Below are 24,484 nucleotides of genomic sequence, written 5' to 3'. Positions count from 1 at the left end.
GCCATGACTGCATTCAAGCTGAGAATCGAGCCGGCGGGTGTCGAAATTCCGTGTTCCCCCGAGGGCAGCCTGCTCGATGCCGCGCTGGCGGCCGGATACTTTCCGCGTCATAGCTGTCGGCGTGGCCAATGTAACGCGTGCGAGGCGCGCGTCCTGTCCGGCGACGCGCGCTATCCGAGCGGATTCGAGCCGGAAGGCGTGCGCGACGGTTACGTCCTGACCTGTCAGGCTCGCTGCACGACGGATGTCACGATCGAGGCCCAGGAGGTCGCGTCCACTCCGGGGCAGCGTGTTTTGCAGACCGGCGCGCGGGTGCTGGAAGTCCAGCGCGTGAGCGAGGACGTGGCCCGCGTGCAGCTGGCAGTGCCAACGGAAGCGGGTTTCGCTTTTCAACCGGGGCAGTATGTGGAAGTGGTCTTGCGGGATGGGACGCGGCGCAGCTACTCAATGGCGAACGCGCCCGACGGGAGCGGAACGATCGAGTGGCATGTCCGCGCAGTGCCAAGCGGGCGCTTCTCGAACCACGTCTACCGCTCGCTGAAGCCGCGTGACATGCTGCGAATCGAGGGACCATTTGGCACGTTCATGCTACGAGATTCGTCTGCGCCCGTTATCTTCCTGGCCTCGGGAACGGGTTACGCGCCGATTGCGGCGATGCTGAAGGCGCATGAGACGGTCATCCAGCAACGTGGCGCGGTGCTCTATTGGGGAGGCGTGCGTCTTGGCGATCTCTACGCATACGACGAGGTATGCGCGTGGGAGCAGGCCCATCCCGGGTTCCGCTTCGTTCCGGTTCTGTCGGGCGACGAGCCCGGTTGGACCGGACGCAAAGGCTTCGTGCATGAGGCCGTGTCTGCGGATTTCCCGAATCTTTCGCAGCATGAAGTTTACGCGTGTGGCAACCCGCTGATGGTCGACGCAGCGCGGTACACCTTCACTCAAGCGAACGGACTTCCCGCGGGAAATTTCTTCAGCGATGCGTTCGTCACTAGACCGGAGCCGGTGAAGACCGACGAAACGGTATGACTTTCGACCGCACAGGTGTGCACGAATACGCCGGTGCGCATGCCATGACCTCGGCCCGGTAGGAAACTGGGAACGACAGATGAAAGGCATGATGGGAACGATGCGTTTGTCGAACAGGCGGCCGCCGCCGCGCAGTCACTCCGAGAGCAAGCAAAAAATCCAGGCGACGCGGTATCGGTCTTCGTGTTGAGGCAGAGCGCTGAAGGAACGGTGGCATCCGAACGCCGCCAGGTTGAGGAGCAGCTGGATGTTCCCCTCGCTTACCAAGAAATTCCGAGCCCTCGGAGGGTTTTGCATTTTTCAATGAACGGTGATTGAGATGAAATTGTTGGTTCCAGTGAAACGCGTGGTCGACTACAACGTCAAGGTCCGGGTCAAGTCGGACGGCACGGGCGTCGACATTGCGAACGTGAAGATGTCGATGAACCCTTTCGACGAAATCGCCGTTGAAGAAGCGGTGCGCCTGAAGGAAGCGGGTGTGGCGACCGAAGTGATCGCGGTGTCTGTCGGTGTGACGCAAGCGCAGGAAACGCTGCGCACGGCGCTGGCGATCGGCGCGGATCGCGCGATCCTCGTCGAGTCGAACGACAGCGTCGAGCCGCTGGCGGTGGCGAAGATCCTGAAGGCGCTGGTCGACAAGGAACAGCCGCAACTCGTGATCCTCGGCAAGCAGGCGATCGACGACGATTCGAACCAGACGGGCCAGATGCTGGCTGCGCTGGCCAACTTGCCGCAAGCGACGTTCGCATCGAAGGTCACGATTGCCGACGGCAAGGCAACGGTCGCACGCGAAGTCGACGGCGGCGCGGAAACGCTGTCGCTTCAACTGCCGGCGGTCGTCACGACCGACCTGCGCCTGAACGAGCCGCGCTACGTGACGCTGCCGAACATCATGAAGGCGAAGAAGAAGCCGCTGGAAACGATTAAACCCGAGGACCTCGGCGTGGATGTGGCACCGCGTTTGAAGACGCTGAAGCTGGCCGAGCCGCCGAAGCGAGCGGCCGGCGTGAAGGTGCCGGACGTGAAGACGCTGGTCGAGAAGCTGAAGACCGAAGCCAAGGTGCTGTAAGAGGGAGCGGAAAGAAATGACGATTCTGGTGATTGCAGAACACGACAACGCGTCGATCAAGGCCGCGACGCTGAACACGGTGGCGGCGGCAGCGAAGATCGGCGGCGACATTCACGTGCTGGTCGCGGGCCACAATGCGCAAGCGGCTGCTGACGCAGCAGCGAAGATCGCAGGCGTGTCGAAGGTGCTGCTGGCCGACGCGCCGCAACTGGCCGAAGGCCTCGCGGAAAACGTCGAGGCGACCGCGCTGAACATCGCGAAGGACTACTCGCACATCCTCGCGCTGGCGACGGCCTACGGCAAGAACATCGCACCGCGTATCGCCGCGAAGCTGGACGTCGCGCAGATCTCGGACATCACGGCGGTCGATTCGGCCGACACGTTCGAGCGACCGATCTACGCGGGCAACGCGATCGCAACGGTGCAGTCGAGCGACCCGATCAAGGTCATCACGGTGCGTGCGACGGGTTTCGATCCGGTGGCAGCGGAAGGCGGCAGCGCATCGGTCGACAAGATCGAAGCAGCGGCCGATGCAGGCAAGTCGCAGTTCGTGAGCCGTGAAGTGACGAAGCTGGACCGTCCGGAACTGACGAGCGCAAGCATCATCGTGTCGGGCGGCCGCGGTCTGGGCAGCGGCGAGAACTATACGAAGGTGCTGGAGCCGCTGGCGGACAAGCTGAGCGCAGCACTGGGCGCATCGCGCGCGGCAGTCGACGCCGGCTATGTGCCGAACGACTACCAGGTCGGCCAGACCGGCAAGATCGTCGCGCCGCAGCTGTACATCGCGGTCGGCATCTCGGGTGCGATCCAGCATCTGGCCGGCATGAAGGATTCGAAGGTGATCGTCGCGATCAACAAGGATCCGGAAGCGCCGATCTTCAGCGTGGCCGACTACGGGCTCGTCGGCGACCTGTTTGTTGCCGTGCCCGAACTGAGCGAGCGTATCAACTGAGGTTCGTCGAAATCGCCATCGGCACTATCTAAGGCGGAAGAGAACGATGGATACGATGCAGCAGGCCCGCCTTGACGCGGCTGCCGCGGCCAATGCGGAGGACGCTTCGATTTGGCGCTGGTTTTGCGTGCTTCTCGAAGAGCGCAGAGTTCGGTGGCGCTATGCGTTCGGTCAATGGGTCGTGAGCGTTGATCGAGTTCGCGTTGCAGCCGAAAGTAATTTTCACGATGCCATACGCGCGGCTAAACGGGCTGCCGAAAATCGCGGCCTTGGCCTGTTGCACGAAGCATCGGGCGATGTGAGGCGATCGAGGGTGAACGAGGACGCGACGCGGTGCCTCCGGACCGACGATGAATGTCTGCGGTCTCCAGTCGGACATACCCATTAAACCGCGATAAGGCGGCGTCCTTGTTCGCCTATTTGTTGAGAATTTCGGAATAGCGATCGCGGCATCGAGCGGTGCATGGAGAACGTATGAAGCAAAAGTCGTGGATTGTCCACAAGCCGGCGCGAGGCGCCTATGACCCTAGCTGTCTGAAGCTTGAGGAGCGAGAGAGGCCGAGGCAGGCGGATGGAGAGGTCCTCGTGCGCACGCTATTGCTGAGCCTGGACCCGAGTAGTCGCAATTGGCTCAGGCTCGATCCTGCATCTTCCCATTCGGCACTCGGAGTAGGCAGCGTGATGGTTGGCATGGCCGTGGGTGAGGTCGTTCAGTCGGGGTCGGGGCGCTTCTGCCGAGGAGACCTCGTGCAGGGACTATGGGGATGGGAAGAATTCTCGGTTGTCCGTTCCGACGCGCTTGAGAAAATCGAGCTGCCACCAGGCGTTCCGTTGGAAACGCACCTTTCAATCTTTTCGCACATCGGGCGTGCGGCCGCGGTGGGCCTTCTCGAAGTGGGCGCGCTCAGTCCGTCGGACACTGTGGTGGTGTCGGGTGCAGCGGGGGCGACGGGATCCCTGGCGGCGCAGATAGCCAAGGCATTTGGCGCCCGCGTGATCGGCATTGCCGGCGGTGAGGCTAAGTGCCGCAGGTTGCTCGACGAGTTCGGACTCGATGGTGCGATTGACTACAAGTCTGAGCCACTCGATGCAGCGCTTCGTCGCGAGTGTCCCGACGGCATTGATCTTTTCTTCGACAACGTCGGGGGGGCGACGCTTGACGCTGTCTTGGAAAATATGGCTGTTGGTTGCCGCATTGTGGTCTGCGGCGCAATCTCGCAGTATGACCTGGCTACCGAGAGCGAAGCATACGGAATCAAGAATCTTCCACTCATGCTCATCAAACAAGCGCGGATGGAAGGATTCGTCGTTTCGCAATTCGAACATCGTTACGCCGAGTTCGACGAAGTGCTTCTCGATTTGTTTACCCAGGGCAAGCTTAAGCATCGTGCGCACTTGGTGGACGGGATCGAGTACGCTGCTGAATCTCTAAAGCTGTTTTTCAGCGGTGCTAATGAAGGCAAGGTAATGATCCGCGTGGCGTCCCGATAGGATTTCCATTACCGTTCTCAGACATATGAAAATGGGCTGGCGCCGAGATCGGTGCTTTGTCGACCACCGGCTTCACGCGGTTCGCTCCTGGTGCACCGATCGGTTGTCTTGCCACCGTTGCGGCTTGTACAGGGCAACGCCTCTCGCAATTTTCGATCGAAACAACTCAATCCAACTTTCAGACTGAAGGGAATCACGCATGAAGATTCACGAGTACCAGGGTAAGGAAATCCTGCGGAAATTCGGCGTCGCGGTACCGCGCGGCAAGCCGGTGTTCTCGGTTGACGAAGCCGTCAAGGTGGCGGAAGAGCTCGGCGGCCCGGTATGGGTCGTGAAGGCTCAGATCCACGCGGGTGGCCGTGGCAAGGGCGGCGGCGTGAAGGTGGCGAAGTCGATCGAGCAGGTTCGCGAATACGCGAACCAGATCCTCGGCATGCAGCTCGTCACGCACCAGACCGGTCCGGAAGGCCAGAAGGTCAACCGTCTGATGATCGAAGAAGGCGCCGACATCAAGCAGGAACTGTATGTCAGCCTCGTCGTCGACCGCATCTCGCAAAAGATCGTGCTGATGGGTTCGAGCGAAGGCGGCATGGACATCGAAGAAGTCGCCGAAAAGCACCCGGAACTGATCCACAAGGTCATCGTCGAGCCGTCGACGGGCCTGCTCGACGCGCAAGCCGACGACCTCGCCGCGAAGATCGGCGTGCCGGCTGCTTCGATCCCGCAAGCGCGCGCGATCCTGCAAGGCCTGTACAAGGCATTCTGGGAAACCGACGCGTCGCTGGCTGAAATCAACCCGCTGAACGTCTCCGGCGACGGCAAGGTCATCGCCCTCGACGCGAAGTTCAACTTCGACTCGAACGCGCTGTTCCGCCACCCGGAAATCGTCGCTTACCGCGACCTGGACGAGGAAGATCCGGCTGAAATCGAAGCGTCGAAGTTCGACCTCGCGTACATCTCGCTCGACGGCAACATCGGCTGTCTCGTGAACGGCGCGGGCCTGGCGATGGCGACGATGGACACCATCAAGCTGTTCGGCGGCGAGCCGGCGAACTTCCTGGACGTCGGCGGCGGCGCCACGACCGAGAAGGTCACGGAAGCGTTCAAGCTGATGCTGAAGAACCCGGACCTGAAGGCGATCCTCGTGAACATCTTCGGCGGCATCATGCGCTGCGACGTGATCGCGGAAGGCGTGATCGCCGGTTCGAAGGCCGTGAACCTGAACGTGCCGCTCGTCGTGCGCATGAAGGGCACGAACGAGGACCTCGGCAAGAAGATGCTGGCCGATTCGGGCCTGCCGATCATCTCGGCGGACAGCATGGAAGAAGCTGCGCAGAAGGTCGTCGCGGCAGCCGCAGGCAAGTAAGCGCGCGCTAATGAACACGCATGGCGGCGCGGTTCATACGCGACGCCAATCGAACAGAGGTCAAAATACATGTCGATTCTGATCAACAAGGACACGAAGGTCATCACGCAGGGCATCACCGGCAAAACCGGTCAGTTCCATACGCGCGCCTGCCGTGAATACGCAAACGGCCGCGAAGCATTCGTCGCGGGCGTGAACCCGAAGAAGGCCGGCGAAGACTTCGAAGGCATTCCGATCTACGCGAGCGTCAAGGAAGCGAAGGCAGAAACCGGCGCGACCGTTTCGGTCATCTACGTTCCGCCGGCAGGCGCAGCCGCTGCGATCTGGGAAGCGGTCGAAGCCGACCTGGATCTCGCGATCTGCATCACGGAAGGCATCCCCGTGCGCGACATGATCGAAGTGAAGGACCGCATGCGCCGCGAAGGCCGCAAGACGCTGCTGCTCGGGCCGAACTGCCCGGGCACGATCACGCCGGACGAGCTGAAGATCGGCATCATGCCGGGTCACATCCACCGCAAGGGCCGCATCGGCGTCGTGTCGCGTTCGGGCACGCTGACGTATGAAGCCGTTGCACAGCTGACGGCGCTGGGCCTCGGCCAGTCGTCGGCAGTCGGCATCGGCGGCGACCCGATCAACGGTCTGAAGCACATCGACGTCATGAAGATGTTCAACGACGATCCGGATACGGACGCGGTCGTGATGATCGGTGAGATCGGCGGTCCGGACGAGGCCAACGCCGCTCAGTGGATCAAGGACAACATGAAGAAGCCGGTCGTCGGCTTCATCGCTGGCGTCACGGCGCCTCCGGGCAAGCGCATGGGCCACGCCGGCGCGCTGATCTCGGGCGGTGCGGATACGGCCGAAGCGAAGCTGGAAATCATGGAAGCGTGCGGCATCACCGTCACGCGCAACCCGTCGGAAATGGGCCGTTTGTTGAAGGCCTCTCTGTGATCCACGCGATTTTCCCGTAGAAACATTGATCTTGCAGCTGGTCGGCCGTGCCTCGATGTCACGGCCGACCACTGCCGCTCCATTTTGGCAATTCGGTGGAACAGGTGTGAATCGGCAGCGATCTGGTGGCGCAGGCCGGCATGAAGATGGATGAAATCGTGCTGAGCGTGGAGCGGGTGAAGCGCATCATGGGTGAGGTCAAAGACGCGAGCCAGGCACAGAGCGCCGGGATCGGGCAGGTCAACCAGGTGATGGAGCAAATGGATCAGGTAACCCAGCAGAACGCGGCGCTAGTCGAACAGGCCGCTGCGGCCGCCGAATCTCTGCACGATCAGGCAGGCAAGCTCTCAGAATTGGTGGGCGTATTCAAGCTCGATTTCATACCGGCATCTACGCGGCATGCCGAATTTGCTCCCTGGAGAAGGTCTTTCGCACACGAGGTCTCGTAGAACGTTGGACACCGTCGTGAGTGCGATTTGCAACAAGTCGAGGGTTCGGACGCTTCCGTCGACGGTGATGTGTGTGACGACATAGCCGCGACAGATGCAACCGGCAAAAATCGAAGCGTTTCGACTGGCCCGCAATATCACGCGGCGCGCATGGCAGGTCGTTCTGTGGCTGGGGGAAATACATACCACCAGCCGTCTTCGTGCTGGAAGAAGAAGATTGCCAACGGCGCTGCCGGGCGCGCCGACTCGACACAAATGCAGCGCGCGTCGTTCGTAGGCGTGCGGCTGAGTCGCACTCGCTTAACCCGAACCGGCATTGCCGGGGTGGGCGCAAACCACTTATCGACCAGCCTGCGCAAGGATTTTTCGCCGCCGTTCATTGCAAACTCCTAAGACCCATCGCTACAGGTCGGAACCTGTACCCACACCGCACATCGTCTGCGGCAACGTTCTCGAAATACGTTGGCAGGCCGGCGGGCGGGTTGCCGAAGGCCGGAGGGAGACGACGTCTGGTGCGTCGAGCCTCCGTTCCCATTTGATCGAGGTCAAAATCTCAAAACCAGTCAAGTGACTTATTTATACAGTCATGTGACTGGTATTTCAAGCAAACACGAATCGGGTAAACACCCGATTTTCCATATGTAAGCGCGGTCTTGTGGGGTCGTATGCGTAATATGTCAGTCGGTAGACTGGTAATTACCAGTCAGGGCACGTATGCTTTACTGTGTGACAGTGCTCCGACACGTCATATCGCCGGCCCTGCCCGGCAAGAGATTCACACTTGTACACGGCACGAACCCACCGGAGGTCCTTACACATGAAGCAGGTGGCGATCACCTTCGCGGGTAGTCAAGCGGGACCCGACGAGCCCAAGCGTCGCGGTAACAGGACGACGCGAATTCCGGAAATCCTGGAGGTGGCGATTGATGTGCTTGCGCGGTATGGCAACGTAGGGTTCACGCTGCGGCGTGTTGCGAGCGAGGTCGGCATTCATATGGCGACTTTGCAGCACTACTTCACGGCCCGTGAGGATTTGTTGCGGGCGGCCATGGAGGCAGTGGCAGCGCGCTACCTAACGCTGTATGAAAGCTTGGTCAACGACGACGATCGCACGCCGCAAGCGCGGTTAGATGCCATCGTCGATGTGGCCTTCGATGAGTTGACGAAGCCCGGTACCCACATCGCGCCGTTTTGCCTCGAAGGATGGAGCATGGGCGAACGGGAAGAATTTGCCCGGGAACTGGTGACCAAGTTCAATCGCCAGTTCGAAAAAACCTTCGCCAGCCTGGTTGTGAAGATCAACCCTTTGCTTTCCGCGCACGAGTGCTCGCTGCGTGGCCGCCTACTCTATACGCATTTGGCGGGGTTGATTGTGCTTATCCGGCCGGTGAGGGGGAGCGCCGCGGCAGATCACGAAGCGCTTCGCGCAGCGACGAAGGTGATATGGAGAGCGCTTTGTACCGCTCCGCAATAGTGAATGGGGCGCTCGGTTTGCCAAACGAATTTCAATAGACCCACGCTTGATGGGCGCGACGACATGTATGCATCGATCCAGTCGACATCGCTTCACTGGGGGGCGGGCGAGCCAGGCACGACGGCAAGTCGCGCGGATGCAGCGCATTGAGTGCGCAGGCGCGTAGCACTGTGTGCCAGAGCGACGCGTAGCCGAACGACGCTTACACAGCATGCTCCTTCATGACCGCGTTGCGATACACGCGGGCAATGAGCATCCCCGTCCGCTCAACGTTTCGACCAACTGCCGCTTCTTCGAGGCAGTGCAACATATCGAGCGCTCCGTCGCCGCAGACATCGCCATCTCGCCGCGCGAATTCGAGCTCTTCCGCCATCCCTTTCCTTGCAAACTGAGTGGAAAGGCATTCGAACGCGGCGGCTCCGTCCGTCGGTCGCATGTGGCGGGGCAGTGCCCTCAGTATTTCGGCATTCGCTTCGTCGAACGCGTTGACGCGCACGTATTCCTCGACGTCCGCGAGCAGCCTTGTCGCGCCTCCTGAGGCATGACCGGCGCTATTGATGGCGGCGCGCCAATCGGGAACACACAGAGTGAGCGCCCGGACGAGGAATGCAATGTTGAAGTCCCGCCAGAAGCGCGGGTGAGGTTGGTAGGCGTACTCAAGTGCGAGCGAAACAGTCGCAGCCGTCAGGTCTGAGGCGCCGAACCGGCAGTCATACATGAAAGAAATCAGTGCGTCGACGGTTCCGGCGTGAGCTTCTCGAGTTACTTTGGATTGCATGGGCAACGCAGATGAGTGGGACTTGGCCCGTATAGCTGCGTTGCTTGGGCATGACGGCGCAAATATTCGCTGGTAGTCGGGCCCCCCCGGCAAAGTTGGCTCTCCACGGATTGCGCCCCATATCTGTAGGCCATAGGGCACCGCAGCACTATTTCGCAGCCGCGACGTCACTTTGCTGGAGTCCTGGAGCAGCCTGATGTTATGTCCCGCTCGGGCGACGGGAAAATGACGTGCGCTATCTTGGCCCCTTCGCGGTGGAACGAAAGGGCGCCGGCAACGACGGCCTGGAGTGAGGCAGCTTGGCTGCTATGTATCTCCTCCATGAAGGAGGTACTGGTCCGTGCAATCCAGTTTCGTCCCGGTTATTGGCGGTTGCTGAAGTCATCCATCGTCAGCACAACCCGTTCACCACCGTGCGAGAGCATCTTGCGCTCTGCTATGGCAACAATGCGTCCGCGCCCGTCGGCAAACGCTCGTAGAATTCGCGTCTCGGTGGCGCCGGGCGGCACCCAGAAGTGCTGCTCCAACACCTCGCGCGCCACTTGGCAATCGATGTTCCGACCGCGGCTCGACAGCACGAAAGTGATGCTTTGGCCGTCCGGCGCGACACGGGGTTGAAGCTGCGCTGCTTCCATGGTTATGGGCTACCTGCTGATTCAACTGTAACGCCTTGCATCGTACTGGCGAGACAACGATTTTCTCAACCCCTGGAAGCTCGGAGTAGTCGGCCGGAGCGGATGTCGGCACCGTAGAGGCGGCGGATGTGCCCCCACGCGCTGTGGGACCAGGCTATCTCGGCGCGCCTTAACCACCACGGAGCTGCCGTAGCGTTGCGCTATCTGGTAAGCACCCAAGCCGGTCAATTCCCGTCGGGCATGGGGGCAGGGGCCCTACACTGGGGGGCGGTGATTCGATTGTGGGAACCGGCCGGGCAATCGGAGGCGCTGAAGGGCTCGGGGCGGTGGGCGCTTTCACTGCTGCGACCGAATGTCGATAATGGCGCTGCGGTGACGCTCCACGTTTACTGGCGCGCTGCGCGGTCTGCGTGGTTGCGGCGGGATGTAGGCGTGACCAGCACCACGGGCCGATAACGCTCGCTACAAGCAGAGCTGCAACTGTCAGCTTGAAGCGCCGGCGCGGTCGGCGCTCCGGTCGTGCCTGAACAACCCGCGTAGCCGGTGCCGGCTGGATAGATGGCGTCAGGTCTATCACGACCGGACGGGCGTCACGTGGGTGAGGTAAGTCAGATAGTGACTCGCCGACGGGGACCATGCCACGCTCGAGAGCCCACGCCCGTAAGAGTGCGAGGGGCCATCGACGGGTATCACCCCGCTCAATGAGAGGCCAAGCGAGCAGGTCCTCAAGGCCACTATCGTCGGCGATCGCGATACGGTCGGTGCTGGGCGGCACCTGTGAATCGTGCGGAATGCCGCCTTCGAACAGCACGGCGCAACGCGGATAGCCGGGATCCTGACCGGCATAGCGGCGCAACGTGTCCTTCAGCGCATGCATCGTATGGCGTACCTGAAGGCAAGGATTTTTCCAGCGCTCGCCGGTGCGTCGTGCCGTCCAGTGCGCGTCGATCATGCCGCCCGCCACGGGCTGCAGGTAGTGCTTCACTTCGATGACGAGCGTCGTAAGCGGCGTGCTGACCAGCACGTCACATTCGCGCTCCCCACATCGGACGTTGATTAGCACGATGGCTGGGTCGCCGCGCCGCTGCAGAATGTCGACAACCCTTGGCTAGTACGCGCTGCTCGGCCGCGTTGCGTGGTGCCTCTGGATCGCCGCAGTACACCTCGATGGTCATGCGCGATGATTGGTCAGATGAAATCCCAATTGGACCATGTTAGGCAAAATGCGACAAGGTCATCTTCTAGTGCCTTGGTCTACCTTAGCTGTTTGTAGCCGCAAGAAACAGCATGTCGCTGCACGCTTCGCTGACGCCTTCTGGTTAATTGTCCGCAGGATGCAGTGGCACATCTCAAGCTCCGCTATGGTTAAACCGAAACTTCCAGTAAGCGGAACTTTGCAGACCGGCGTGCGGAATCGATTACCGAACGCCATGCCTGGCCAACAACCTATCGAAGAATTCAGCGACGCATTGCTGTGCGTGCGGGCCGACCTTGCGTTGTCCGAGGTCGACGTCCATGAACTCATACCCGCCGAAGCGATAGACCTCGTATCCCGTCAGCCGTAGGCGACGGTCCTCCGCGACCATTTCGGCGTAGCGCGGTGCGTTCGCGATGAACCGATCGGGATCCGAGGCATCCTGTACCGCGTAGTGGTGGCGGCCATCAATCTCAATCACGATGCGCACACCTTGCTCGAGCATCAGCAGGAAGTCCATGCGCTGTCGCACAAGGAACTGCTCATCGCCGCGCTGGCGCCGCGTGTACGGGTCGTAGTGTAGATAGACCTGTGGGATGAGAGCCGGCAATCGATCGCCAAGCGAAACACCGTAGCGCTCGTAGTAGCCTTGAAACACTGCGAACTCCCCCGCAGAGCGGGCACCGAGGACGGCCTGACGCAGTCGTCGGAATAACTGATCCTTCGCGCTGCCGGGGTCGGTGATACCTTGTATTTCGGCATACCAGTCCCGCAGATCTTTCCAGAGCAGGAGGCCAGAACTGGGCAGGGGGCGATCGAAGACCAGCACCTTGTCGGCATGCTTGACGATCTCGACGTCGTTATTGACCGCGTCGAGAAAGACCAGCTCCGGCTTCTCGCCGATCGAGGCGAAGATCAAGTTCTTCATCGCTCCGGCAACACCCGCTTGCGCCCGGACTACGCCGTAGATGGCGTACCCGGACTCCACGCCGGTCTGCCGAACCGTGAAGCCGTCCCGCCGTAGCGCCGTGCCAATTGCCGTGGCCAACTCCGTTTGTTCCGCGTCGCGGCGTGTCATGGGGTGCAGAAGCTTGGCCAGCAGTTCGACGAAGCGCGTCTGGCTGCACGTCAGTGCGCCGCATCGGGTCAGCAATTGTTCGTGCGACCAGTCGTCGTTGTCCAGGCAGTGTTGAACTATCTGTCCATACAGACTGGTGCGGCCGAGGAGCCCATCCGGATCATCCCGGATGACCGAGACACCGAATACCTCGCTGAGGCAATCAAGCAATGGCAGCTCGCCGAACAGGGATGCCAAGTGGTTGATGGCCTTGAGCACATCACGCCGGACCAACTCGCTTATTCGGTGCTCCGCATGGACCGTCATCTCGCTCACGGTGTCCGCGAGATCGTCTGATGGGTACTCGCGCAGCACCCGCATTGCCAAATCGAGAAGAGCTTGCTCGCTCCAGGTGAGGATGCGGTGCCGGACGTACAGCCGCTTGCTGTTGAAAGCTTCCTGCGCGTCGCCATCTTCGACCGCCTGTTGAATTCCCAGGCGGACACATGCGTCGGGAATCTCGTAGGCCTTGGCTGCTGCGACCGCCCGCGCGATGTACTCCCTCAAGGTGTCGAGAGGGACGAGTGAAGCCTGCATTGCGTCTCCACAATATTGCATGAGCGGATATTTTGACAGCTTTTAAAGCGAAGCCGGTTCACTAGCGGTCGTGCCTGATCGGTCGCAATTTGCCGGTGTGCTCGGCGGAGGCACCGGGTGCTGACTGCGACGGCTCCGACGTCTCAGATTAGCCTGAATGCGACTAACTGCGACATGCAGCCTCCGACGAGACGTCGCGTGGCGCGACGAGCGTCTGGAGAAGACGAACTTTCGCGTGCCGACATTCAACGGAACATAACTCGTGTGGGATTGGGCCGAAAAAGACCTCTCGATGCTATGGAGATATTCCGAGCCGAGTTCCGCATGCAATTTTTCGCGGGATGACGCACTACGGATGCTATACCTCCCCGTCACACGTTGGCCGAGCACGGGCCGCCCAACGCTAGAGCTGCCCCTTCCGCTTGAAGGGCTTCGGTGGTGACCGCTGGCGCGAACGGGCATGACCGGTGGCGCGCTGGGGAAAACCGGACGACCACGGGGGTAGGGTTGAGACAGTCCGGCGCGGTGGCGAAGATAGAGCCGCGACCCGAACGTCTATCGGAACCATTCGACCATGGAATGGTGGAAGGGCGGCAAGCGACAGCTGGCAGGGGCTCCGGCCATTCCGGTTCTGCTCACGTGAGGATATCCTCACAAGCAATTCTCAAGTAAACATATCCTCATCCATGGATATGCTCGACTTTCAAATGGAGACGCTTACGTAAGCATATCTTCCCGGTCGCGCTTATCCGGTGTTGCGGCCGCTGCGCGGCTGCTGGCCAGAGGAGCGGTGTACCGCAAGCTCAGCGTCGCTCACGTTGGTCGGTCATCGTCGTCCGCGTACTCAGTCGTCGCCAGCGCAAACCAAATCACTTCGATGGCCACCGCACCTCAATGGACGATAGCCGTTGTCATCGGGCGCGCGGCCGGCCAGGAGTCGGGGCGAAAGAGGAGGTCAACGAAGCCAGTCCCGACGAAGCAAATCCCCAACGTGAGGCTCCGTCCATCAGCAGCGGACGGCGTGCTTGAAGCGAGCCCTACTCGGCCCCCGATTTCCTGGCCGCCAATCGCTCAATCGCCTGCAAGAAGGGGATTTCACTGACTCCATGTGGGATGACCGGGTCAGTGATGCCGCGCATGGCCGTGATGAGAGGTGAAGTCGCCCCGATCTGCCACGCCGGGATGAACTTAAGGTGCGAGAGCTTGATGCCCAACTGACGGTTCTCATTTGTCATCTCGATGACGCCTGGCGACGCTGGATTGAACGCCACCGGCATCAGGAAGACGAACCCTGCACTCCCGAAATGGTCTCGAAGGACGTCCAGATTGCGGCTAGACGAGGGCGTCATGTCATTCATCCGGTAGACCATGGCGAACATGCGCTTGCCCTCCATCATGGTCGTCATGTACGACTCGCTGGTGCCGATGGCCACTCGATAGTCCAGCGGGCTTTCACGCCGAATTCCAGTGATGACGGTCACGCCAAGCCACCCGTCCCGATTTTCCGCGCCGGCCTTCTTGCGCCAGCCCCGGAAAATCTTCTGGCCCGCGTCGATGTTCTCGAATGCCAACGCCATTAGCGGCGGCGCCACCTCGCCAGGCGCCGCAGGCAGAGCTACTCCGGTGCCCTTCCACTTGGCCTTGTCCCACAGGGGCAAGATGATGGGCGACATGACGGTCATGTCGCGATGCAGTACCGCATCCGCGCCGAAGAGTTGCTCTGGCGGCGCGTCCGCAGAGAAGGTGGATTCCGTCTTAGGAGCAGGCGTAGCAGGCGCGGGGGAGGCCGCAGCGGGTACCCATGCTTTCTCGCGAACCAGCGGGTATTGCGTAAGCACCTCGTCCTGCACCCAGTCTTCCGCACGCCCTGGCGGCGAGTTCCCCAGCACGTTCGTGACGGAGACGATGGAGCGCGCTACGTGATACGCCCGGTCTTGAGCGCGATGCTTGGCAAGCATCTCCTCAAAGTCCTCGTGCCCGACGCCCAGCAGTAACTCGTAGGTCACGCGCGCGAACAGCCCCATCATTGCTGTGTCGAATCCCGTGCCGACTAGACTCGCGGCCGAAGAGACCGGGTGGGTGACGATGAGCGACGTCTCGCCGCAGTCGTCCTCAACGTGGCGATGAGCGAACGGAGCCTTCGCTGCTTCTGACTGTCGCACCTCGATGACCAGTCGCTCTCGGGGCGAGAGCAGGTTCCTGGAGCGAACGGCGGTGGAGTAGAACGCTTCGAGAAAGGCGATGATGCTCTCGCCGAGCAATGCCGAGGCGACGCCGCCTCGGGCGACAACATCAACTTGGCAGCCTAGGATGGCGGTCGTCATGGTTGTCGTGCCGAAGTGCCAAGCTGGCTGCCGAGGAAGGTCCGCCGCGGCCGGAGCGGCAAGCCACTCGGAGACGAACTGGTTCAGGTCGTCGTCCGCCGTCCCGTACTCCTCGCGCACCTTATCCTCGTACCCGAGCATGAAGAGGGAGGCTGCGCGGGACATCTCCAATCCCAGCGAAGAGAGCAGATCGGGAAGCCGCGTAAGCGAAGTCCAATCCTCATGCGGGGTGCGCAGAATCAGGATGCCCAGGACTCGGTCGATAGCACGGACTTCCTCTTCCAACTCCTTTGTGTCGGCCTCGTTCAGGCTCAGCGCCACCTGGATAGGCGCAAACCACTTCACCCAGGTAAGTACGTAAGGCACGCGACCGAGCTGCAGTTCCAGCCATGCCAGCTTCTTCAGAAGCGGCAGCGCGCGACGGTCGATCGCTCGTTCCTTGAACCAGGAGTACAAGCAGCGGTCCAGCGCGGACAACAGGTTCGCCCTGGCTGCGTAGAGAAGGCCAGCAGACTCGTATGCCAGACCCGTGCCGCACAGGGCAGCGATGAACTCGTCGCGGCTGTCGTCCTGCGCGAGGAGCAGTTGCGACTTGGCTAGGTCGTCAATCGCGTCGTAGGCCTTCTTGCGCTTAAGCTTTTGCAGTCCGCGCTCCAACTGCAGCTCGCCAGCGACGCGGTCGCCGTTCCTCTCACGCTCAATGTCGATGACAGCGTCCAGCAGCTCGTCGTAGCCTGGTGAGTCGCCGATGACGTTCGCGAGTTCCCGCACGATGCGAACGACAGGCTCTATTGGGAACTCGATTTGCCTGCGCACCTCGCCCAGAACCTGACGCAAGGCAGCAAGGGTAGGCTGCAGATCGCTTTTTGAACGCATGCCCGCAACCAGATTCATCTGTAGCAGCTGTGTCCGCGCCCACAGTGAGCTCGTCTCCTTGGACTTGTCATCAGCGTGGCGCTGCAGTGCAGCGCGCAACGAGCCGGTACGTGCTTCGTCCGGAGCTTTCCCAGTCTGTAGGGCCAGCCAAAGGTTGACGAGGTCGTCGACGTCCCAAATCCAGTCGGACGCCTGCACCTCGGGTGCCAGCAGATCGTAGATTCGCGTCGCCTCGTCTACATCATCGAACCACCACAGAGCGGTCCAGGCCTTCTGGTACCAGATGCGCTGGAGTTGTCTGCTGCTGGTCTTGCGCGCAAGACGCTCGGCACGGTCGAAGCGGCCGTCGACCTCGTGCCGCGGCCGGTCAAGGCCTCGCGCGAGCAGCGCCGACTGCAAGCTCTCTTCGACCAGTTCAAGCGTGACAGTTGACGCGGCCGCCGCCTCGATTTTCTTGTCGAGCGTCTCTAGGTCGCGGAGTCTCCCGGCGTCCAGCGGCCCGGGGGGCGAAACGACCCTGTGCGTGAGCTCGAATTGGAGAGTCTCCGAGACGATGTCCCATCGCCGATGCCGAACGACTTTCTCGATAATCCAGCTACGGTCAAGGATACGCACCTGCGTGCCATGTTTGGCCGTGAGGGCGTCCTCCATCTCGGCGCGGTCTTTGTCCTTGATGGCTTGGTTCGAGATGAAATAGATCAGGGTGTACGAGCGGCCCGTCGCGACGATTTTGGCGACGTCGGAGCGGACCTTCGGCTTCCAGTCTGCCTTGGCACTTACGGCGAAGCCCCAGCGCTGGCCGGCTGATGCCGGATCACCCTCGTACCAGAGCGTCGCAATTGCCGGCGCGACCGGATAGTTCTCCGTGTCTACCTTGCTGTCACCGCCCCCCGTGGGCCCGGTCTGCGGAATCAGGTTCGGGCAAAGCTCCTTTTCAGCCAGCACCCGCGCGAAGTTCTCAAACGCGGTTTCTTCTTTGCGGCTTGTGAGTGACTGCAGGTGGAACTCGAACTGGCGCCGGTCCATCTCGCCGACTTCAGCATGCAGCGTGTCGGAGTACAACTGTGGGCGCCGAGCGCGCATGAACTCCCTGTAACTCGGTGTTCTGCTTTCCTTGTCCATGGGAGCCCTCAAGTCGCGCGCGTGACACGCGACATGGTCGCAAGGTGATAGCCCTGCCGCAGGATGTCTTTGCGTGCCTGCTCTTCGGAGTGCATCCCGAACATCACGCTTGCGCGTAGTAGACCGCTGAAAGAACGCCAGTAAAGCCAGCGCTCGCCCCTTTGGGTCGGCAGCTGCGCGCCTTGCTTGTCTACCGTCAGCGCACAGCTGCGCGCGTCCTTCGATTTGCGCCAGACGTGGTAGACCCACTCGTCCCGCCGCTTGTAGCGGGTACCGGCGTAGAAGGGAATGCTGTCAATCTTTACCTTCTGCTGATCGACTTCGTAGCCGTGGCGCTCCATCACCTGCCGCACCATGTGGCCAATCATCTGTTTGAAGCGGTCCTCGATGACGTCGGCCCCAAAGTCCCGCAACAGGGGCTCTTCAATCCCCTTGACCGCAGGCTGACGCAACGCAGTAGCCGTCTCGAGACAGGAGACGTACTCACGGGTGTTCAGCTTCGTCCATAGACGCTGGCCGCGCGGCTCTCCAAAGAGTTGGGCGAAGGTGCCGGGGTCATAGGGAGGTGTATTCATGGCGCAAATATGCGCCCTAAGTAAAGGGTTGTCAACGGTCCGGCTTAGGTTTCCTTCGGGGGACTTCGTTGGGATCCGACCGGCCGCTTCGAGGCGGCGTGTTCAACGCCGTGGACGTCGCAGATGGGGCGATCGCGGCTTTGGGCACCGAAATCAGGCTACCTGCGACCTGATCTGACTCTGTCTGTTAAGTCATGTCTAGACTTATACAATTCAGAGATCGCCTTGCCTACATTCGCATCCCACCCGACGCGTTCGGGCCAATCCGCGCGCAGTTGCTGACAGCCGGCATCAACCGCAGGGAAAGCGTTGCGGGGGTTAAGCTGGAGGCCTCGAATCGGCAGTCGGTCATGAAGGAAACCAGCGCGTCGACGGTTCCAGCGTGGGCTTCTCGAGCTGCGTTGAATTGCATGAGATTCGCGGATGAGTGGGCTTGGCGAGTATAGGACTGCGGCCTACGCATGACCGTGTTCAAATTGCGGAGCTTCAGTTCGCTCGGTGCTCCGCATATTGCGCGACCCACTCCGGTTCATCGCTTGTAGCGACGAACACGCTTTGCGCCGTCTGGCCGCGCCATTGCCGAGCGCGGTGTTCCACACCGCCGAAGAATGTCATCTGCCACCAAGTCGTGGCCGGATTGGCGTGGTCACGCACGCCGCGGTAGACGAACACGCCATCCCCAAAGCTACCTGCGACTCGTGCGCGGGAATCCTGGCTTGCGATGGCTTGTTCAAACAGATGTAGACCACCGGAGGAAAATAGTGATGCCCTTACCGGCGCATTCGGCACAAGCTGGGTCTGCCAGTGATGCCAGGCGAGTCCGAGCGCGATATAACACGCGAGCTCGCTCAGCTTGGTCGTGTCGAACGGCAGCATTATGCTTTCGTGCCAGCGCCCATCAGGGGTTCGGACCCAGCGCACCTGTTGGCCAACCGCGAGCTGGCGCCGTAACGCTTCATTCTTGTCCAGTCGCGGACCGACTTGCTCGACGATGACCGTGGCTGACCCAGCGAGCAGGCTCCCCATCGGTAACACCGCCAGTACATAGTGCTCGAGCTTCGATTTGGCGTTGTTGCAAGCAACGCAGGCTGGCACCTTGGGCAGGTTGTCGCGCGCGGCCTGGGGGCAAAACTCTCGCGCGACGACGTGATCACCCGTGCTCGACGTCCGCTCCCGCCCACAATAAATGCAGGTCTTGTCGCGATATTTCTTGCTTGCCATCGATAATTCCCAGACGCGTTGTATGCGAATCGACCGGCGCGAGTCGCCTGTCTCTTGCAACGTCACAGTGCCATCGCCAACCATTCACCTAGCCCTGCGCTTCACCGCGGCGGCGCTCCCAAACAAAGAGGAGGATGATGCTTTCCGAGCAAGCGCTACCGTACGGTGCTACTCATCGCTCGGGGTCCAGTGAAGGACGGATTCGATGCGCCGACGGTATGGAGTATCAATTTGGCGCGGGGCCTTGCGGACATATTGCTCGGCAACCTCGCGCTGCCGGCCTTCGAGAGACCCAAGGTACGCGATCACTTCTTCAGACTTCGCGCGGTACTCATCTCGGGTGTCTAGCTTCGGCGGGAGTGCCGTCCATACCACTCCGTCGATTCCGCAAGACTGTGCCCATTGGGCTAGCGCAGGAATCACGGTAGGCGGCGCGCTGTCTCGGTGTAGCCAAGCTCCGACATGCTTCAGCAAGTTTTTCTCAGGAATCTGCTCTCGCTCACCAAGCGCGCGGCGTGCGTCTTGAATATTTGTTGCTTCCATCAGCGCCCACAGCACGCGTACGGGTGGCCCACCTTCGTCAATAACCAGCGTTATCCTTCCGTCTTTCGATTGACGAAGGAATTCGACTGGCACTAGGGGGCCGTCGTCGAACCATTCATTTCGAATGGGGAGCTCCCGCGTATCCCAAACGAGAGAGCCCCAGCCAAGACAAGCTATTGTTTGCATTCTCCATCCGTATATTGATCAGCACGTAACGCGTGCCAGGGACGGCGTAGTTGCTTGCCGTCGGGTCGATATGTTGCTTGGACGAGAAATTAAATCATCGGAAACGAGGTGCAACCGCTTGTGCCGCGCTGGCTTAATTTGCTTCTTGTGCTGGTCTTGACGGACAGGCAGTGTTGCCGCACAAATGCGCGCCATGTACTTGAGGAAAAAAGCAGCTGCTCGACCGCCTCTCCGTCAGCCAGTCGAAGCAGATGGGCAAGGTCCTCGAGGATCTCGCAGAAACGTTCGTATTCTTCAGCAGTGACCTGATCCACAACCATCGTCCGCTGGTGGTTGAGCTTCGGAAAGTTGCTCGAGCGCCAAGTGAAAACTGGCAACCCATTCGGGTCGAGTGTCCAGTGCGTGGCGTTGAGTACCTGCGCCGAAGCAGCTAGCCACTTGTCGAGAATGTAGCCGGTACCACCACCAAAGAAGAAGATCAATTTGGTGAAATACGCCGGGCCCATGCCTGGCAGCTTGCCTTGACGCCTGAGCTCACTGAATTCGCGAAAGGCCTCCTTGCGAGAGAGGTGCGGCAGGCGTTCGAGGAGCGGAAGCCAGACATGACGGGCGGCCCAAAGAGAAGGGGCGTGCGCGTAGCCTTTACCGCCAGCACGTCCCCAACCCAGCACTGCAGCAGCTCTCAGCTCGAGGCGTACGTTTTGGCGAAGGCAAAAATCTCGCAATTCCGCACGCTCAAGGCGCTGGTACAACTCACGGTGACCGGCGGCGGTAATCGTCGCGGCAAGCGATGGGTCGCGAACATACGATGCCCACGTCGCTGCGTCGATGCAAGACCACTCAAGCATCTGGTGCTTACCGTTGAGAATGTCGATTGCGAGCGGAAGCGGCTTGAACGAAGGGGAGTTGGTGGTCGGCGCTTGCATGATGGATTCTCCAGTTGCAAATCAACAAACCGGTTTCCATCATCCCGAGTAGATGTGGATGTGACGGAGCCGGCCAAAACGCGTGCAATCGATCAATTGCACCAAACGCTTTGTCCGAGGTCCGATACATCCATGGCGCCTAGCTTTGCGCTAGGCCGACCCGTAAGAGTCCCCACATCTCGCATGCACTCCGGGGGGAGTGCCGATGTTGCCTGGAATAATTCGCGCGCCAGAACTTCGGCGGCGGTCATTGCTTGCTTCGCCTCGTAACGGCGATCCTATGTGGGGCGCGCTGGCTTGTCAATGGGACAAGTTGCGCCTTTCACGGACCGGGGCTGAAGGTCGGCTGCCTTGGGGCAGTGGCAACGACACCCTTACAGATAACTTCAAGCGAAGCATTGGCGTGCAAAACCAGACAAGCATTTTCGACGTCAGTGCGGACCATACCGGTCGTTCCGCTAGGACTCTCCTGCTATGATTTGGCAGATGTCGAAGTCTTGCTCGCATGAGAAATACTAAGGCTTGCATCAGAAAAACCATTGTTCGGGGGACGCGTGGCAGAAACATCGAATATCGGCGAGATCGCCGCAAAAATATCCAAAGATATCTTTAAGCACTTTCTGTGGGAGACCCATCCGAAGCGCGATGATAATTTTCAGTGCGCTAATGAGACTCACGTAGGTGAGGGAGGCAAGCCGAAGGGCACTCATCCTGGAGATGTCGTATTTTACTATGACGATCCATATCTCGGGAAGCGCATTTACCTGCATACGGATTTGAAGAGCTATGCTAGCGATTCCATTACGGCTACGAGGCTGCGAGGTGCGTTCAAATCGTTGTGTATGACAATCGAATGTGCGAAAGAATCGGCGGAGTGGAGGGGGAAATACTCGGTCGATGCGTCGGAGCCTCACGACGTTCGAGGTATGCTATTTATTCATAATCATGACAATGGTTATGAAAAATCGTTCTACAATGCTATTGATAGAATTGATTTGCAGAAATTGCCGGTGGCGCCTGGGTCAATACTTCACTTTCTTGGTCCGCACGACATACAAAGACTTTACAGCATAGGAAACGACATAATCCGTCTGAAAGTCGAAGATGACCTGCCCAAGGAATATACGTTTTTTTATCCCGACTTGGTTATGAAGCGCCGGCAAGGCGACGTTTGGGGGCAGGCAGCCACCATTGAAACCCTGGCTGGACCATATATTATAATTAAACATGGTGCTACTAATAGTCACGGCTCGGGATATGTGATCTACTACAATCGATCCGGTGATTCCCCGGAGGAATTTGAATATTTTTTAGACAGCTTGTCTCGGTACCAAATGTTGGAGTCAAGTGAAAAAATTCGCATCAGGGTAACCGGGGAGAAGGCGACTTCTGATCTTAAGAGTATTTTCCATACGGCAAAGAAGAAATACGCCAAGGCGTGGGGGTTTGATCCTGCTCGAGAGGCCATTCTCGATAAGATCGAGATTGATCGTGTAACGAGTGTGACCAGTACTTATAACCCGGGTGATATGGGGTGGAGAGAATGAAAAAGCGTATACACGGGCCGTCTCTCTATTATGCAACCGATAAGAATATCTTCGATGCGTTGCTGCAGCATAAAGTGGATACGCCGACAGTTATTAAATTATTTCGGCGTCGGAACATTATTGTGGGAAAGCGAACGCCGCGCGAGGATCTCGCCAAGTATTTTGCAAGGCTGACCCATGACTACTATGACCACAAAGACATCGCGGCGCGACTCGGTGTGGCACCCCGGAAGGAGCGTATTACCTCCATGGACGTTTCTGGTGCGGGCGACATTGGACAATTGCAAATTGCTGTAGACCAGCTGAAGCAGGAGTTGGAAGCCGCGGGTGACGTTGTTCAGGTTTCTCGCGAAGGCAACCGGCTGACGATGCACGTCCAATACTCAACGGTAGACTACAACCGAAGCGAGTTCACCCAGGTACAGGTTCGGGATGGTGCCATCGAATTTGAAGGATCAGGTGCCGGGTACATCGTCCGAAATACTCAGAACGAATATCTTAATGATGTGCGCGACACTCTACTCGGTAAGCTGGAGAAAGCGACACAAGAGCCACTAACAAAGGTGGTTGTTTCTCTATTCGACGTTCCCTCGCCCAAGTTGCGCTCCAAGTTTTTTCACGAGCTGATGACAGACCTGCCGGGATACGTTAGACGTGATGTCACGGATGTTTACGTATATAAGGCCAAGCCCCAGCCAGATGATGACATCGACGACGAAGATGTATCTAGCGATCCCGACACGCACGTTGAACGCGTATTCCTGCGTGGAAACGGAGTAACGAGGTCTGAGTTGCTTAATGATCTGCTCGACGAGGAAAGCTACTATATTATAAAGGTCGGTTGGACGGCTACAGAAACTATGGGGGTAGGTAATGTTTACGATATTGAGGCCTTGTTTGTTGATTACAAAGATTGTTCCGATTTTTCCTTTATTTTGACCGGCGTGTATCCGTTGGAGGAGGGGAAGATCTCTTCGCGTCGCCGACCGCCTTATAAGAGTGAGATTGATGCTATCTCGAGAGTTATTGAGGTGAAATCGCGCGAGCTTATGCTTAAACTCCGGGAGGAGTTCGGCGCGGCAAATGCGGGAGGTATCTGATGCTCACAAGATATCGCTGGTATAAGATTAGATTGCCTCTAAAAGAATTCGATTTACCTTCGATGATCGTAGGCAGGCCACTGACGCGTGAGGCGAACTCTGGATTCGTGCGAGTTGAGGATGGTGGTGATGTTTCGAAATTTCGATTCTTGTGGCGCACCAAGATTTTGATAACAAGGTTGGATGACGAAGGAGCTCCGAGATACGAGGAAATAGAAAGCGTCAGCTTTAAGGATTTTGCGGTAATTGACGTCAAGGGGATGACGTTCTTGCGCGTGGAGAATCCTGGTAGGAATTTGCGCGATTTGCTAAATGCGCTCGAGTCAATGATCGGACTTGGTTTTAGTAGTGAGCCACTTACGTTTGAGAAGGGGCGGCCTACAAGCGTATTTGATAATGTCGAATCGTCAAAGCTTGTAGGGCTCAAAGTGGTTGGGGCGGTCATTCAAGAGGATCTGGTTGCTCGGATGGAATTTGCATCAAAGCAAGGAATGGTTGTGGAGAGCATGAAATTGCTCGATGGGCTTCGTTACAATGTCGAGTCAGCAGTGTTCGAATTGATCCACCAGGGCGTGAGAGGGCAATTGGCTTTTTCATCGAGCGGGGTGGTTAAAGTCAGCGGACAGCTCTCTCCGAAACTTGTCAGCCTAATAGAAGATGACCTTCCGAAGCTCGTGTGAGCTTCTCTTGCTGGTTTGTCTGTAGGTGGGGAACCCGCGCTACGCCGCCGAATGGGCAGCTAAGAAAGCTTGGTATGTTGCTCACGGATTTCGTTCCTACGACGAGCCTGAAACAGCAAGCACGCTTGGCGTGCTGATTTGGACCGACGATCGCGGTGGCGTTGACCAGCCGGCCTGGGTGTCCTTGGCGCAGAGTGTGCTCGGCGTAGCGGCGCCACGCAGGGTGGCAAAGAAGGTGGCATCCAAGAAGGGTTGATTACAGTCAGGCCGAGTTGGCGCCCAGCAGATATGCCAAACCACATCTGTAGGCCATGTGCCGCGGCACAAATTCACACCCCGACATC

The 24,484-nt window shown here is 59.3% G+C and carries 20 protein-coding genes and 1 pseudogene; 11 read left to right on the top strand and 10 right to left on the bottom strand.

The genetic code is table 11. The features are described 5' to 3' along the window. Positions 1-3: 3 nt before the first annotated feature. The 3 genes from ACVK00_RS01085 (at position 4) to ACVK00_RS01075 (ending at position 3,047) form a co-directional block, all read left to right on the top strand. On the top strand, positions 4-1,026 hold the full coding sequence (locus tag ACVK00_RS01085; protein ID WP_354123132.1) for an FAD-binding oxidoreductase: 1,023 nt from the start codon (positions 4-6) through the stop codon (positions 1,024-1,026). A 319-nt stretch (positions 1,027-1,345) separates the two neighbouring features. Next, the gene (locus tag ACVK00_RS01080) at positions 1,346-2,095 is read left to right on the top strand and encodes an electron transfer flavoprotein subunit beta/FixA family protein (protein WP_354123131.1); all 750 of its coding nucleotides are present in this window, start codon (positions 1,346-1,348) and stop codon (positions 2,093-2,095) included. Between the two features lie 16 nt (positions 2,096-2,111). Beyond that, a complete protein-coding gene (locus tag ACVK00_RS01075) occupies positions 2,112-3,047 on the top strand; it encodes an electron transfer flavoprotein subunit alpha/FixB family protein (protein WP_354123130.1) in 936 nt (311 codons plus the stop codon). A 28-nt stretch (positions 3,048-3,075) separates the two neighbouring features. On the opposite strand, the gene ACVK00_RS01070 is transcribed toward ACVK00_RS01075, so the two are convergent. Then, positions 3,076-3,330: a hypothetical protein gene (locus ACVK00_RS01070; protein WP_354123129.1), complete on the bottom strand. Its 255-nt coding sequence runs from the start codon at positions 3,328-3,330 to the stop codon at positions 3,076-3,078. Positions 3,331-3,521: 191 nt separating this feature from the next. Here ACVK00_RS01070 and ACVK00_RS01065 point away from each other — a divergent pair, with 191 nt between their 5' ends. From ACVK00_RS01065 to ACVK00_RS01050, 4 genes and pseudogenes are all read left to right on the top strand, one after another. Next, positions 3,522-4,538: an NADP-dependent oxidoreductase gene (locus ACVK00_RS01065; protein ID WP_354123128.1), complete on the top strand. Its 1,017-nt coding sequence runs from the start codon at positions 3,522-3,524 to the stop codon at positions 4,536-4,538. A 199-nt stretch (positions 4,539-4,737) separates the two neighbouring features. Continuing rightward, positions 4,738-5,904, top strand: coding sequence for an ADP-forming succinate--CoA ligase subunit beta (sucC, locus tag ACVK00_RS01060; protein ID WP_354123127.1), 1,167 nt, complete (start codon positions 4,738-4,740; stop codon positions 5,902-5,904). A gap of 69 nt (positions 5,905-5,973) precedes the next feature. After that, entirely contained in the window at positions 5,974-6,855 is an 882-nt protein-coding gene (sucD, locus tag ACVK00_RS01055; RefSeq protein ID WP_212214713.1) for a succinate--CoA ligase subunit alpha, read from the top strand. Positions 6,856-6,965: 110 nt separating this feature from the next. Further along, positions 6,966-7,304, top strand: a pseudogene (locus ACVK00_RS01050) (methyl-accepting chemotaxis protein); the annotation flags it as partial. 137 nt (positions 7,305-7,441) lie between these two features. Here ACVK00_RS01050 and ACVK00_RS01045 read toward each other — a convergent pair. Further along, a complete protein-coding gene (locus tag ACVK00_RS01045; RefSeq protein WP_175742108.1) occupies positions 7,442-7,684 on the bottom strand; it encodes a hypothetical protein in 243 nt (80 codons plus the stop codon). Between the two features lie 437 nt (positions 7,685-8,121). On the opposite strand from ACVK00_RS01045, the gene ACVK00_RS01040 reads away from it, so the two are divergent. Further along, positions 8,122-8,778, top strand: coding sequence for a TetR/AcrR family transcriptional regulator (locus ACVK00_RS01040; protein WP_175742110.1), 657 nt, complete (start codon positions 8,122-8,124; stop codon positions 8,776-8,778). 202 nt (positions 8,779-8,980) lie between these two features. Here the strand turns inward: ACVK00_RS01040 and ACVK00_RS01035 are convergent, their stop codons facing one another. The 8 genes from ACVK00_RS01035 to ACVK00_RS01000 all read right to left on the bottom strand — a co-directional run bounded on the left by ACVK00_RS01035 (position 8,981) and on the right by ACVK00_RS01000 (position 20,813). Beyond that, positions 8,981-9,556, bottom strand: a complete 576-nt coding sequence (locus tag ACVK00_RS01035; RefSeq protein ID WP_354123126.1) for a hypothetical protein — start codon at positions 9,554-9,556, stop codon at positions 8,981-8,983. Positions 9,557-9,918: 362 nt separating this feature from the next. After that, the gene (locus tag ACVK00_RS01030; RefSeq protein WP_059898116.1) at positions 9,919-10,191 is read right to left on the bottom strand and encodes a DUF1488 family protein; all 273 of its coding nucleotides are present in this window, start codon (positions 10,189-10,191) and stop codon (positions 9,919-9,921) included. A gap of 169 nt (positions 10,192-10,360) precedes the next feature. Next, on the bottom strand, positions 10,361-11,281 hold the full coding sequence (locus ACVK00_RS01025) for a nuclease-related domain-containing protein (protein ID WP_354123300.1): 921 nt from the start codon (positions 11,279-11,281) through the stop codon (positions 10,361-10,363). A 328-nt stretch (positions 11,282-11,609) separates the two neighbouring features. Beyond that, entirely contained in the window at positions 11,610-13,040 is a 1,431-nt protein-coding gene (locus ACVK00_RS01020) for an AbiJ-related protein (RefSeq protein WP_354123125.1), read from the bottom strand. Between the two features lie 1,037 nt (positions 13,041-14,077). After that, positions 14,078-17,362, bottom strand: a complete 3,285-nt coding sequence (locus ACVK00_RS01015) for a hypothetical protein (protein WP_456826938.1) — start codon at positions 17,360-17,362, stop codon at positions 14,078-14,080. A gap of 8 nt (positions 17,363-17,370) precedes the next feature. Then, positions 17,371-17,937, bottom strand: a complete 567-nt coding sequence (locus tag ACVK00_RS01010) for a hypothetical protein (protein ID WP_354123122.1) — start codon at positions 17,935-17,937, stop codon at positions 17,371-17,373. Between the two features lie 486 nt (positions 17,938-18,423). Beyond that, positions 18,424-19,158 (bottom strand): HNH endonuclease, encoded by a 735-nt coding sequence (locus ACVK00_RS01005; protein WP_354123121.1) that lies wholly within the window; start codon positions 19,156-19,158, stop codon positions 18,424-18,426. An 818-nt stretch (positions 19,159-19,976) separates the two neighbouring features. Next, positions 19,977-20,813, bottom strand: coding sequence for an 8-oxoguanine DNA glycosylase OGG fold protein (locus ACVK00_RS01000; protein WP_354123120.1), 837 nt, complete (start codon positions 20,811-20,813; stop codon positions 19,977-19,979). A gap of 554 nt (positions 20,814-21,367) precedes the next feature. Here ACVK00_RS01000 and ACVK00_RS00995 point away from each other — a divergent pair. Genes ACVK00_RS00995 through ACVK00_RS00985 form a run of 3 tightly spaced genes read left to right on the top strand, consistent with a single transcriptional unit; the run spans position 21,368 to position 24,140 of the window. After that, the gene (locus ACVK00_RS00995) at positions 21,368-22,360 is read left to right on the top strand and encodes a Rossmann-fold NAD(P)-binding domain-containing protein (RefSeq protein ID WP_354123119.1); all 993 of its coding nucleotides are present in this window, start codon (positions 21,368-21,370) and stop codon (positions 22,358-22,360) included. Further along, positions 22,357-23,460, top strand: coding sequence for a hypothetical protein (locus ACVK00_RS00990; RefSeq protein ID WP_354123118.1), 1,104 nt, complete (start codon positions 22,357-22,359; stop codon positions 23,458-23,460). Before ACVK00_RS00995 ends, ACVK00_RS00990 begins: the two co-directional genes overlap by 4 nt. After that, entirely contained in the window at positions 23,460-24,140 is a 681-nt protein-coding gene (locus ACVK00_RS00985) for a hypothetical protein (RefSeq protein WP_354123117.1), read from the top strand. Before ACVK00_RS00990 ends, ACVK00_RS00985 begins: the two co-directional genes overlap by 1 nt. Positions 24,141-24,484: the final 344 nt, after the last annotated feature.

Source organism: Burkholderia sp. PvR073 (assembly GCF_054055695.1).
This window is presented reverse-complemented; position numbering and strand designations above follow the sequence as displayed.